Genomic DNA, 14147 nt, shown 5'->3' with positions numbered 1-14147 from the left:
CTATCTCTCCTTTTTTCTTTCTTTTCTCTCCCGCTCTGCCATTTCATACAGGAAAAACAGCGCCGCTGCAAGCAGCATCATCACCGCGCCTACGGAACGCGTTGTTCCCGTCCCCATTCCTCCTGTTTCCGGCAGAACAAGACTGGCTTTTGTATTCTTGAAGGCCGTCTGATAAACTAAACCGTCCTCTGTCTTGTCTTTCATTTCCACCTGCGGTTTTGCTTCACTGTTAAAAGCTGCCCCGGCGTTAAACTGCACATTATCAGATGTACTGAATTCTTTGGTCTTTACAACAAATCCCTCCGCATCCAACTCGGTTACACGGTACTTTCTTCCCGCTGGGACATAGAATCTGGCTTTCTGATCATCTTTCAAGAAAAACACTCCCTCATCCGGCCCGGAGCTGCCTGTTACCTTATTTTCTTCTGTGGTTCCACCGGATATAAGAGTGTAAGCCGCGTCACTCATCGGCCGCCATGTCTTGCCATCCAGATATTCCAGTCCGAAGCGAAACTCCTTCTCACGGTCTCCCTCAACGGGACTATCTACTTCCTTGCCGATCACCAGCTGTGACATCGGGATTCTGACGCCTACCTTGGCAGGCTCCACGAGAAGGTTCAGGCCTCTGGCCTTGTACGCATAACCAAATGAGTTCCAGGCAATCGGCGTTCCCGTCTTTCCGCCCTCATACCCAGCCGGCAGCTTTCCTTTAAATGACACGGAAATGATATCATCATTCTTGAGGTTCTCTTTCAGCCACTGACTTTCAAATACAACTCCCAGCGTATCTGCTTCACGATAATTGCCGTTCCAAGCCTTTACCTTGCTTTCATCCCATCCGGTCTGTGCAAGCGCGGATTCACCGCTTCCGGCCACCTTATCCCAATTGTTAAAGCTAACATGATAGCTTTCCTTAGGAATTGTTTCCCAACCGTCCCCTTCTGCCTTCTGAATCCTGGCAGTCACGGTTTCGTCTGCAAAAGTAACCGCAAAATCGGACTGGCGCGCCGCATTATTTACCAGGCCCCGGTCTCCTGTCTCCGGAAGATGGTCGACTACAACCAGACTCTCCATTGCACCGTCGCCCGTCATATTCTTCACGTACAGCGTATAGGTAACTTCACCGCCTGCCGCCGAGCGGACCGTATTATTGTTATCGTCCCTTCCGTCTCCCAGCTCTGTTTTCCCGTCATAAGAGGAAGTAATGGTCTTCCAGGATTCTGTCTGGGCTCCTCCGTAAAGCTCGATCGGCGCTGCGGCATTGATGGCCTTCTCCGGTTCCTGAACAACCGTTCCAATGCAGGCGCTTTTGTAAGAATAAATTTCAGTATCAGGAATTAAATATGCCTGATTCACATAGGAGCCGTAACGAAGTGTGCCGTCTGCCGATGCCGGTTTTGTCCCGACCCGGATAGCAAGCGTTCCTCCCACCGGTATGGACAGGTCTTCAACTGTTTCTACTGTTTCTCCCTCTGCGCCTGTTACGGTGTAATTCCCCGTTTCGTTATCCTTTGTGATACTCCAGGCGGCCCGGCCCTCTTTTGAGGTGTCCGGTTTTGGAAGTTCCAGCTTTTTACCTCCGTCCAGCAGAAATACAGCCGGGTCGTCCCCGTTGTAGGCCATTCCCTGCGGAAACTCGTCTATTACCTCATAGTTCTCGATGGGGCCCGCTGTCGGCGTCCCGTTGGTTCCGTTATGCAGTGTTATCTTCCAACGAAGCCAGTCGGTAGGCGTGGTATTCGGTGCAAGAGCCGGCCAATCGGTATCAACAGCGGCTCCCAAGTCCCGATAGCCGATACACACTTTAGAGATGCCCGGAGTAAAATCAGAGCCCTTTACACTTGCGGATGCCGATACAATTTTAAATGATTCAGCCGGGTAAGCATAACCGCCAACGGTCGTACCGGCTACATCCCCCCATCCCTGCTCCGTTGTCTCCACTTTATCGCCGTTTACAATGTCAGCAGACTGATCGACAACTACACCCGTCGTGTTTGTCAGGAGCTCAGTAGTCTCTATATCTCTCGTAACTCTGGCAAGAATCCCGTATACTATGGTTCCTCCCGGCCTTATGGCCGGCGCCTTTGTTTTATCGGAAACCCTGTATACCCTGGCCCTTAAAATATTATCTTCCACAAGCATCTTGCCGTCTGGTACTGTTTCCGTTTTTCTCTGAAAGTTTATTGTCAGTCTTTCATCATTAGAGCCGGTCCCGTCTAAATATTGCAGCCATCTGTCATCTGTTCTCTTCTCATCCTTAAACGGAAAAACCCAATGCGTATAACTGAGCTGCAGCCTGTTATCGGAGGCAGCTTTTATTTTTCCGCCCTGCCCTGCTCCGCCGGCAAACTCTATGAAATGTGTAAATTCCATTCCTGAAGGGAGAACGTCCTCTATTTCATAAATATTGAGTGGTTCTTTGTCATTATTATTTTGTATGGCAATTTTATATAATACATAGTCTCCCTTATTTACAGCAGGATACTCCGTCTCGGAATCATATCCTTTATACCCGCTGTTCGGAATTTTGCTGTTAAACCAAACTGCATTTTCCAGATAAACTTTAGCTGATTCATCACTGTTAAAACCTGCAGGTCTGGTTAATTCCTTTCCCACTGCATAGACTTCTTTTGAAATCGAAACCTTCTGCTCGGCATATTCCAGGGTGTTAATATCCACGGTCGAGGATATAGTAAATTTCTGTTTATCCAATGTAAGAACTGCCGTGGCTTTATTCGTAAATTTTGTAGTTGTTCCCCGTTTTACTGCTGCTGCCGGCACCTTCATATAGATACGCAACGTACATGTCTGTCCATTGGGTATCTCAACTTTTTGACCGTTCAAATTGCTTAAGTCAAGTTTAAAATTCCCATTTGCAGGCGTATCTAATGAAAGCCATTGCTGTGAATTGGACATTTTATAGAAAATACTTCCTTTTTTCCCTCCCAGCTCAGCTTCTGCAAAAACCGGAGCAATGTCTTTCCCGGAGGAATCTTTGAACAGGCTGCTTACATCGTCGCTAATCTCGGGGGCAATTGCCAGACTGTCTGCACCCGCCTTATTTTTATTGTCAACTTTAATTTCAAAGCATACCACATCATCTGCGGCAAATGTAGACGAGCCTGCATTTCCCTGCTGCATCACCGTTGTCTCCGTGATATTGGAGGCATACGCCCTGGCAATACGGTAAGCTTTTTTCTCTATTCCCATGTTTACCGCATAAAATGTGGCAGACGGATTCAAACCTTCTCCCTCGCCGCCCGATGCGCTGTTTGTAACAGCTCCTTCTTTGATAATTGTTCCAGACAGTACGGTAGCCACTTTGGGACCTGTTTTGGCACTCCCCGAAGGCTTATCTAAATAGACAATTACCTGAATCGTATCGATAGCGGAAATTTGTGCATCTGTAAACGTCTTTCCCTCTGCCGTTCTGAATGAGCCGGCATTCACCGTTTGTGCCGCACCGGTTGTATTAGTATAGGTTGCCTCTGTCGAACCGGACTTCAATATAACCGTTCCCCCAGGCGCCAGCTTCTTAACTTGCGTGAATTTCACACTTTCCTTCGGCCATTTATCCGTAATCGTCACAGGACGGGAATACTCTGCCTTGTCTGTCAAATGGGCTGTTAATGTATAGTCCACTGTAGAACCCAGGCTTAATTTCGGCGAATCGTCCCCCTCTTCCTGTTTTGCAGAAGAAATCTTTGTCAGTCCTAATTCTGCATTTGTCAGTTCTCCTGCGGCAACATAAACGGTAGCTGAAGCCGTTCCAAGGGACTCTGCGCCCTCTTCCGCGTAGGACCACTCCGCACGGTTTTCCAGTTTCGTACTGCTGGCATCCTTCCCTTCAAATGCATCACTTGTTTTAATCGTGGCCTTCAGCGTTAATGTGGCCTCCTGATTGGCGGGGATTGTAAACTTTCCCCACGAGTAAAGCTGTTCATTCTTCTTATGGGCTGTTAATTGGTCTATCTCTATTTCGGTTGTGCCAATAGCTGCTTTCACAACCTCAACAGAGTCAAATACGATTCCATCAGGCAGATAATCCGTTATTTTAAATTCTTTGGCAGTATATCCCTGATTTTTCACCTTAATCTGATAGTATACGATACCCTCCGGATTAAAGACCGCCAGTTCCCCTTCTGCCTTTTTGGTGCATGCCTCATCCACAAAAGCCGTCTTGGTGATCGGATAGGACGGTGTTGCGCTTACCTTGGCTTCAGCCGCACTGTGGTGATGAAGACTCTCCTTACTCTCTTCCTGGGCCTGGTCATACGTAACTGCATATGTGTCCAGCACCACATCATTCTGAATCAATGGTGTTTCACTGTCTCCTGTCGCCTGAATAACTCCGAGTTTAAATAATTTATAAAAATTAAGTTTTACATTCAGCGGTTTATTCTGATTTAACTGAAGTTCCTGTTCCGGCGTCAGATTCTCATACTCAAGCGTAAAGGTAACACTCTTTCTGTCGTCCGACATTTCAGCCGTAAAGTTTGCAGATTCAGGCCCTTCAAAACCAAATTCCATAAAATACCTTGTATCTGTACCTCTCGTCAGGTTAATGCGATACGTGGTTCCTTCCTTCTTTGTTTCCAGTACCCGATCATCTGCTATTTTCATGCCCGTGAAAGTAACCGTATCTTTTAAAACTATCTTTCCCGTATTTAATACCCCAAGTGTTGTATCCGCGCCATGATCCGGTCCGGCTGTAACCGTATATTCAATCTTATTCTCTCCCGTTACAGTCCATAGATTACCCAACGTCTTCTTCCCATTCACCTGAGCCCCCTGAAGCGTGCTTTGAACAATCTCTTTCGTCACCGGTCTCCATGCGAAAGCCGCTGTGTTTTCAATGACTGCCGGCTCACTGCACTTAATCCCCTCTTTTACCTCTTCACTGCTGGGCTTTGAACTCCCCGGAGTCTCTGTCAGGGAATCCAGATAGGACTGAATCAGCGCATCCTCATTCACTACCTCAGGCTTAGCGGTTATCGTCACACCATCGGGTGTAATCCCGCTTTTGAAAACAAACTGCAGCGCCATGCTGGCCGTATCCCCGTTCGCCTTGCTGAATGCCGCATATCTGGTCTGAGGACAATAATAGATTACAGACTGTACGGCAGGTATCTTAAACCATTTCTGACCTGACTCATATTTTCCGGCCTCTTCGAGGGCCGTCTGAATCTTCTCCCACCCCGAATCAGAAGCCGAGACTTCCTGAACGCCTGAGCCGGTCTCCGGCCCAAGCAGGTATTGGTCAAGCTTAGAATTGTCATCAACGCCATCCACCGTAAATTCAATTCCAAGAATTGCTTCCTCATTCTGAGCTGCATTACTGTATGCAGCCACCACATCGAATACATTATATTCCCCTGTCTTTACCGGATTATTTCTCGCCGCGACCTGAAAATTCACTATTTCTCCGACTGTTCCATTATAAACCGGTGTTCCGCTGCTGACACTTCCCAGCGCCAGCCCTCCTGCAGATGTCCTGATGAACGGAGCCGGAGGAAGTGAATCTGTTGTCCTGAAATCGAGCGAGAGAGCCGTTGGACGCTCTGCCTTCGATATCAGCAGGCCTTCCAGCTCATCCCCCTCCATAATTTCCCGATATACCTCGATAAATCCGCCAACCCCTTTATCAGAACCGTCTTCCTCTGCCTCGGATTCTGTGGCTTCGGAACCACTGGCCGCCGTATAAGCAAAAGCGGTAACTGTCTGCTCATCAGCCTCGGAACCCGTCGCCACAAATGATTCATCGGCCTCGGAACCTGTCGCCCTGGGAGACTCGTCGGCTTCCGAACCTGTTGCCTCCGACTCTGTAGCCCTCTCTCCGTCCTCCTCAGAATCGTCATCCCAGCGGTAACCGACCGCCGTGAGAGACCGGATGACCATACCATTCTCATCGACGATCTGCAGATTAAAATTAATATCTCCTGACCGTTTACCATTCAGGCCAACCAGCACTATTTCATTGACAGGCGCCTCCGGGTTCTCCGGGTCGTCCGACATCGCCGCCACTATATAGGAATAATCGGAAGATGCCTTCTTGGTCACAACCGTCATGCGCAGAAGCGTACTTTCCAGCAGTTCTTTGGCTGCTTCCTGCTTTTCCTCCAACTGGTACGGAATTTTCAGATTGATATCATCCCACTCTTCTACCGATTCCTTATTGGCGAGTGCCTTTCTTATCTGCTTTTCCGTTATGCTGATATTCACTTCTTCCGGCCTGCCGTCTCCCGCGTAAGTTCCTATCGGCAGCAAACCGCCTATGATTATCTGCATTACCATGCAGATTCCAAGACAGGCTGCCATCATTCTTCTAAATTTCCCGTCTTTTTTAATTCCCCACATCCCCGCCATTTCCTTTCCAATTAATGTATCTATCCTCATCCACCCTGTTTTTTTTCTTCATCCAGGGCGCTGTCAATCAGCTTCAGGAGTTCCAATGCACTTCTAAAGCTGCATGTCTGTTTCTTTTCCGCCCACATTACCTGCCCCTGCCAGGTGGCGTTCTGTCTATATTTGATATGAACCACAAAAGTTCCTTTATTTCCTTCTTCATTCAATAAGTCTTCACTCGCCACAGACACTGCCTCCTCTATCTTTCTGATGCTGAGCTGCTCCGGATTTTTGTCACGCTTTTGGGCTGTTCCGCCATCCGGAACGGATGCCTTTGTCTTAAACTTCCTCACAACCACCTCTGGCTGAGGATATCCCACCCGATCACACCACTTTTCCATCTCAATCAGCGCCTGACCGGTGTTTTCAAACAGAACCGGTTCCGGTCCTCCTCTGTGGTATAATCTTCCACTTATATCTGAATTCCTCCGGCCGTCCACACAGACACTCATAAGATTGGCCGCCGATAAATTGATTTTATTCTCACTCAATCAGTTCTCACTTCCCTATACTCTCTTAATATTTGTCTCAAGTTTTCCGGTACCGGATTGTATGCTATTTAATGTTCTGTCTGTATCATAACAAAAGAGCTGCCTCGCGAATTACCTCGCGAAGGCAGCTCTTATCATTTTTTTATTTTTCTAAAAGCAGTCTTTTTTTACCGTATATTTCATCTCCAGAGTGGTGTTTCCCCCTCATCCGACAGCTCCGGATTCAGCATCTTGATCAGGGATTCCACAGAGTAGCTGAGTTCTCCTCTGGCTCCCTCCGTGTTCTTCCACCGGGTAAGGCATCTGGTAAATGCCTTATTGCAGTTCTCCTTCTCCGTTCCGACCAGGATAATCATATACTGGCTCTTGCTGTATGTTGTAAACAAGTCACCTCTTCTGAAGGTTGACCGGATTACCTCTTTCAACAAATCCATCTGAGTCTCCAGTCTCGCCGGATCCGTTATATCTTTTCCCATCTTATCCGTCAGGTTTATGAGCATCAGAAAAACCGATCTTCCCGTTCTCTCAGCCACCCTTGACATCAGATGGCAGGAATCCAGAAAGCTGGGGTACAGACAGTAAAGCGCCCCCCTGTTTTGCTGTTCCTGGAAATTCTGTTTCAGGTCTTCAAAATTACCGACCGGATTTTTAATCTGCTGCTCAATCTGGCGCAGACGGCTCACCATCTCGGGTCCCGGCGGCACACCCATCTCCTCGCAGTAAAGGCTGGTCGTATTCTGATAGACATCATACGCTTCCTTGAATTCTTTCATTAACATCAGGCAGTCAATTTCCTGAACCTGCCATCTGTCAAAGGGATAGATCTTTCCTGCCTTGCGGTATAACCTCAATTCCTCCTGATATTCTCCCGCCGCTCTCAGGTCCGCGCCCAACGCTTTCACTATCTGTTCATACAGGTTTTTAAGTTTCAGATTCCCTTCTATGACCCATAGCTCTGTCGAAAATTCCGGGAGCAGTTCCCCAGTATAAAGGCGTTCTGCTTTTTCAAGAATCCTGAATCGTTCTTCCCCCTCTTTATTCTCCGCGGACGCCACATACTTTACAAACATCACCACGTCTGTCTCCACGGGGAAGCTGCTGTTCCAGCGGCACATGCCGTTGTCCAGAACGACATAATCCTCCTCAGGCAGACCTGCCGTAATCAGCTGCTTTTCCAGTCTGTATATGACATTGTTCAGATTTTTATTTGGGTTGACGCCCTCATCCCATCCATAGAGCGTGTCAATCAGCTCTTTCTTGGAAATACCATGGCCGGCATTCAAAAGCAAAAGCTGCAGAAGCTGAATAAACTTTGTATTGCTGCTTCTCGAAAACGCTATCTTCCTACCCGCATATGTCATAGAAAAACCACCGAACATATTTACGGACAGGACCTCCTGCGGCCTTGAACCGAAAATTTCTTCTACCATCCAGCTTCTCCTTTCCCGCATAAAATTCCGCGATTTTCTTATAACACCTATATTGATTATAATACATTTCCCAGCTATTTCCAGCACTATTTTTCTGTGGCTTGCGCTTTGTTCCTCTCACAAAAATGCCTCGCGGGGCACTTCCCATAGGCAATAGCCGGCTTGATACCCCGAACCACGGCCGTCCCGGCGGCGTTCCCGTTTCTCAATCAACTTAATAATGCCGCCAGCCGGAGTCTTATAACTCCGTCCGGCGGCATCCAGAAACACTACTGCTGCCCCGCGTATTTTTCAACGGCTGCCTTCATCTCATCCCACTTTTTCTCCATATCCGCCACAAGGGCAAACTGGGTATGGCAGCGATCCAGATTATGGTTCTCCCTAGTAATCTTAAAATAGACGTCTCCCTGGAGATAGTCCGTAAGGAATCTTACTCCGCATTCGTACGTCATCAGCTTCGCGCCCATAGGGAGCATCCGCACTTCTTCCTCAGTCAGGCTTCCCTTACAGCCCTCCAGATATCCTTTTGTATAGATATCAAACAGGGACAGTGACAATCCCGCCAGAGAATAATCAGGCTCATCCTCTGCCGCCGTATTAGCGCCGAAGCGGATGGAATCCCCAAAGTCAAAGATGGATAACCCGGGCATAATGGTGTCCAGATCGATGATACAGAGAGCCTCGCCCGTCTCGTCGTCAATCATGATATTATTAAGCTTTGTGTCATTATGGGTAACACGCAGCGGAAGTTTTCCCGCCTTCTGCATCTCAATCGCAGCTCCTGCCTCGTCCGCACGGTCAAGTACAAACTGAATCTCTTCCCGGACCGAAGCCGCACGGCCGCACACATCTTCTTCCACAGCCTTCTTGAAGGTCTCAAGCCTGACCGGAGTGTTGTGGAAATTCGGGATTGTCTCGGACAACTCATCTGCCGGGTACAGTGACAGCTGGCGCTGGAACCGGCCGAACGCCTTTGCACTCTGATAAAAGTCTTCCGGTTTCTCTACCTTGTCGTAACAGGTGGCATCGGCAATAAAAAGATAGGAGCGCCAGTATTCACCGTCGCTGTCCACATAATAATCTTTACCGTCTTTAACCGGCACCAGGTTCAGGGTCTCTCTCAGGGGATCTCCCCCCTCTTTTTCAATTTCTTTTCTGAGAAAACCTGTGACCCCCGTGATATTCTTCATCAGGGAAACAGGATCTTTAAATACTTCCCGGTTCATTCTCTGCAGGATGTAAGCGTGACCGCCGTCCTCCGCCTCTGTTTTAACATAAAAAGTGTCATTGATATGGCCGTGGCCGTAACGGTAATATTCCGTAACAGCGCCTTCATAGCACATATTGGCCATGGCCTCCTCTGTCTTCAGTGCCTTATCACAGCTCATCTCTATCTGTCCTCCCAGAGTTTTTCAGGATAAATCCCCCGATCTTTCATGCCCTGGATGGCATCCATCACCATCTGTTTATCTTCTTTGTAGGTGACGCCATACCAGCGGTCAACACTCTTTAGTACGGTCACCTCCGCCTTTCCTTCTTTCAGGAGTTCATCCACGACAAATGGCAGGAAATACTCACATTTTATCGGATTTTCCGGAAGATTCTTCTCCAGGAAAGGCACAAAACGTGCCTCCAGTTCAGCCAGAATGCTTTTTGTAAATCCCCACATATTCATCGAAGCGATAGTACCGGCCGGAAGAAATTCCCAGGTTTTTCCATCATCCTCCGTATACTCTGCCCTGCCGCCGTGGTTCTCAATCCTGGTTCTCTCATGGATATCGACCAGTTTTCCGGCATCATCCGTGCGGCAGATGCCTCTGGCCACATAGCCGTTTTCCGTCAGTGTATTATGAAGCTCATAACCGACCATCGTGTACTGGTACTTCTCAGTGTCACCATTTGCGGCAAGCTGGGTATAAATCTCCCTGAATGCGGATTTACCATAGAAATCATCAGCATTGATTACAGCAAACGGACCGTCAATTACATCCTTGCAGCAGAGAATTGCATGACCTGTTCCCCACGGTTTTACACGGCCTTCCGGAACTTCAAACCCTGCAGGGAGCTTATCGGTCTCCTGATAAACATACTCAACCTCCAGATGCTTCTCCATCCTGTTTCCGATATGCTCTTTAAAATCGGCCTCAATTGCTTTCTTTATAATGAAGACAACCTTCTCAAATCCCGCTTCGATTGCATCAAAGATAGAAAAATCGATGATCAGATCCCCTTCTTTATCTACCGGGTCAATTTGTTTCAAACCGCCGTATCTGCTGCCCATGCCGGCTGCCATTATTACTAATACCGGTTTTTTGTCCATACTGTCTATACTTCCTTTCACTTGGATTCATACTGCTCGTTTACGGTCCGCCGAACCGCGCTTAGCTGCGGGGCTGCGGACCGTAATCTGAAATTCTGCCTTTAACCTTTGACACCGCCGCCTGTTACACCGGCAATAATCTTCTCCGACAGGAAGATGTACAGGATGAACGTCGGCAGGAATACAATGATAACTGCCGCAAACATGCCGGCCCAGTCGCCAGTGTACTTCATGGAATTAATCATGGAGTAAAGACCTACGGCAACGGGACGTATCCTGTCTGAGTTTCCGAAAATCAGGGAAATGAAATACTCATTCCATACATTGATAAAGTTAAAAATGGTAACCGTTATGATACCCGGCTGCGCCATCGGCAGCATGATCAGCCAGAATGTCTTAGTCGGTGAGCAGCCGTCGATCGCCGCGGCCTCCTCGAACGCCCTCGAGATATTGGCAAAGAACGTCATCAGGAATATCGTCGTATACGGCACGTTAATTCCTATGTAAAGGAATATCAGCACAAAACGGTTGGACAGCTCGTGGTTTAAAAGATCCATTCCCGCCACCAGTCCGAACAGCGGAAGCACGATCATAACAACCGGTACGCCCATGGCCGATACAAATCCGGTCTGGATTACCTTATTAGCAATAAATTTAAATCTTGACAATGCATATGCCGCCGGAGCACAAATCAGAATTAACAGGGTACAGGAAATAATTGCATACCCCAGTGAGTTCATAAAGAAGGTAGAAACATTGGAGTTGTTCCAGGCCTTCGCATAGTTTTCGAGATGGAATCCGCTGGACATAATCTTTCCTGCGAAAATCGCCTTTGTCGTGGAAAAGCTGGCGCCCACGACCCATCCCAGTAAAACAACGGTAAATAAGATCCAGAGACACAGAATCAGATAGCCGGGGGCAAGTTTCAGTTCTCTGTTCCAGTTAACGCGTTCGCGCACTTTCTTTTCTTTCGCCATAACTTCCCCTCCTTTTAGAATTCCAGATCGTCATCTTTCAGCAAATGGTTACACAGCCAGAAGATGAGGACCACGCAGATACTCAGCATAACACCGACCGCCGCGCCGAGACCCGAGTTTCGTTCCGTCACGCTGTTGCCGGCGCCGAATATCTGCATATACAGGTAAACCATCGGAGTGATCGTCTGATTGTCCGCCGTAACGGAGGAGAACAGCTGCGACCATACGAAGAATCCTACGGAAGTAACACTCCACATGGTAATATTCGTCTTAAACACCCCTTTTAAAAGAGGCAGGGTAATATAGCGGAACTGGCCGAATTTATTGGCTCCGTCCAGAGTCGCCGCTTCATAATAATCTTCGCTGATCCGCTCGATGCCGCTGGCAAAAATCAGCATATGGTAACCTACCATACCGAAGCAATAAGCAAACAGCAGCGCATAGAACTTGTGATCGCTGTCCAGCCACTGGATTTTGGCCAGGGAGGTCAGACCCAGTTTCTTAAAGATGCCGGTCAGGAGGCCGTACTTGTTATTGTATACATACTGGAGCCACATCGTTGCCAGAGCTACGGCGCTGACTACGTTTGGAAGGTAAATCATTGCTCTGAAAAAGCTCTTGAAGCGTATTCCGCTTGTCAGAATAACTGCAAATAAGAGCGCCAGGGACATGACGACGATACCTCCGATAAACCAGATACGGAACAGGTTCCACATGGAGGTCTTAAACAATGTGGTATTCATAAGTTTGACGTAGTTGTCAATTCCGGTAAACTGCCACTTGGATACCGAATCCGTGATTCCTTCTATTTTAAAGAAACTCATCACGATCGTACGGCAGATTGGATACAGGAATACCATAATAAACATAAATACTGCCGGTGCCAGGAAAGTGACAATCATTGCCTTGTTCTTCTTCAAGCTGCTTCCCCCTTTTCATCTTTATTTTTATATACGTTTTTAAAAAACATGGTGACAGCGATGAATTTATCGGTGCCACCATGTAATCTTCATTCAGTAGTCTTTCATTCAAGCGCGGACGCTTCTACCTTATCATTATTTCTTTAACGCATCAACGAAGTCCTGAGCTGAGATGGAACCGCCAACCAGTTTGAGCATGTTCTCTTTGATGATTGGAGTCATATCTGCATTGTCCTCAGCGCCTGCTGCCCATGGGTAACGAACCGTAAGCTGTTCCATAACAGGCTGTGCGCATTTAACCATTGCAGGCCACTCTGTGTTGCTTGTATCTGCCGGGATACCGTTGCTGTCCTCAGCTAATACTTTGTCATATTCGCCCTTTGTAATCTTGCAGATTAACTGGAAAGCGGCTTCTGCGTTCTTGGAATTCTTGTTGATAGCGAATACCTGAGCGCCGTAGTTGGATGCGTTTGTTCCGTCTTTTCCGCCTTCAACTGCCGGGTAGCTGAAGCATCCCCAGTTAAAGTCGTCACCAGCCATATCCTTAACTTCGTTTGGAAGCCAGGAGCCGTTTAAGTACATAGCGGCTGTTCCGCCTGCCAGTTCCATGTTCTGACCTGCCGGCCATACGTTGGAAGCGATATCCTCAGAGAAGTAACCCTTCTTTGCGAAATCTGCGAAAGCTTCTGCTGTCTGAAGAACTGCCGGGTCATCCCACTCGCCGTTCTTAACAATCTCGGATGTTCTCTCGTATCCTACGAGACGGCACATATGGTATCCGAATAAACATGTGATGTATGCGTCATCATCTGTAATCGGAACGTAACCTGCTTCTTTAATCTTAGCACAAGCTGCATCCAGTTCTGCCCATGTGGTAGGAACTGCTGTAACGCCTGCTTCATCAAAAATATCCTGGTTGTAGAACATTGCAAATACGTTTGGCTGGTAAGGAATGGACTTTAATGTCCCGTCGCCAACTTCACGGCATGCATTGATCAGTCCTGCATTGGCTGTAGACTCATAGTCAGCTGCCTTCGCAAGGTCTTCCAGATCTAATAAGTACTGTCCCCATGTCTTGTTGACACGGTCGATATCCTCGTCAAATAAGTCGATATTGGTTCCTGCGTCAAGAGCCGGCTGTAAACCTTCACGGATACCGGTACGTCCCTTGAACTGTGCGTCAACCTTAATGCCTGTTTCTGCTGTAAAGGCATCGATTGCTTTCTGAATTGCCTGACCCTGCGGCTCTGTAGACTCCCACATGGACCAGTAAACGAGTGTGCCGCCTTCGGCCGGAGCTGCTGCTTCTCCGCTTTCCCCTCCTGCTGCTTCCTCTGTTGCCGCCGGCGCTGCTGTCTCAGCCGGAGCGCTGTCTGTCTTGCTTCCGCAGCCTGCGAGCATGGTAACTGCCATAGCAGCCGTCAGAAGTACGCTTAACGTTCTTTTTTTCATAAATTCTTTCCTCCTTAACACTTTTAGTGAATTTTCACATTTAGTGCAATTCATATCTCTATGATATTATACTAATTGCCAAATTTCTTTATACAAAGCGTTTCCTTTTTTGCACTTTTAGTTCTTTTCTTCTTTACACCGGCTGTAATTCA

8 protein-coding genes are annotated in these 14147 nt (G+C 47.8%); all 8 read right to left on the bottom strand.

The window, feature by feature from the left end; translation table 11 throughout:
* Window positions 1–6357 carry an isopeptide-forming domain-containing fimbrial protein gene (locus EJL91_RS10950; protein ID WP_164516811.1) on the bottom strand — a complete coding sequence of 2119 codons (6357 nt, stop codon included), beginning with the start codon at window positions 6355–6357 and terminating at the stop codon, window positions 1–3.
* 35 nt (window positions 6358–6392) lie between these two features.
* A complete protein-coding gene (locus EJL91_RS24915; RefSeq protein ID WP_243125304.1) occupies window positions 6393–6896 on the bottom strand; it encodes a hypothetical protein in 504 nt (167 codons plus the stop codon).
* Window positions 6897–7075: 179 nt separating this feature from the next.
* The gene (locus tag EJL91_RS10940; protein ID WP_125141964.1) at window positions 7076–8326 is read right to left on the bottom strand and encodes an AfsR/SARP family transcriptional regulator; all 1251 of its coding nucleotides are present in this window, start codon (window positions 8324–8326) and stop codon (window positions 7076–7078) included.
* Between the two features lie 269 nt (window positions 8327–8595).
* Window positions 8596–9714, bottom strand: a complete 1119-nt coding sequence (locus EJL91_RS10935; RefSeq protein ID WP_125141963.1) for a phosphotransferase enzyme family protein — start codon at window positions 9712–9714, stop codon at window positions 8596–8598.
* 2 nt (window positions 9715–9716) lie between these two features.
* Window positions 9717–10646, bottom strand: coding sequence for a nucleotidyltransferase family protein (locus EJL91_RS10930; RefSeq protein ID WP_125141962.1), 930 nt, complete (start codon window positions 10644–10646; stop codon window positions 9717–9719).
* Window positions 10647–10747: 101 nt separating this feature from the next.
* Window positions 10748–11623, bottom strand: a complete 876-nt coding sequence (locus EJL91_RS10925) for a carbohydrate ABC transporter permease (RefSeq protein ID WP_125141961.1) — start codon at window positions 11621–11623, stop codon at window positions 10748–10750.
* A gap of 14 nt (window positions 11624–11637) precedes the next feature.
* Window positions 11638–12543 (bottom strand): carbohydrate ABC transporter permease, encoded by a 906-nt coding sequence (locus tag EJL91_RS10920; protein WP_125141960.1) that lies wholly within the window; start codon window positions 12541–12543, stop codon window positions 11638–11640.
* 135 nt (window positions 12544–12678) lie between these two features.
* Complete coding sequence (locus tag EJL91_RS10915; protein ID WP_125141959.1) at window positions 12679–13995, bottom strand: ABC transporter substrate-binding protein; 1317 nt, start codon at window positions 13993–13995, stop codon at window positions 12679–12681.
* Between the last annotated feature and the right edge of the window lie 152 nt (window positions 13996–14147).

Source organism: Clostridium transplantifaecale, assembly GCF_900626075.1.
Taxonomy (GTDB): Bacteria; Bacillota; Clostridia; order Lachnospirales; family Lachnospiraceae; genus Otoolea; species Otoolea transplantifaecalis.
This window is presented reverse-complemented; position numbering and strand designations above follow the sequence as displayed.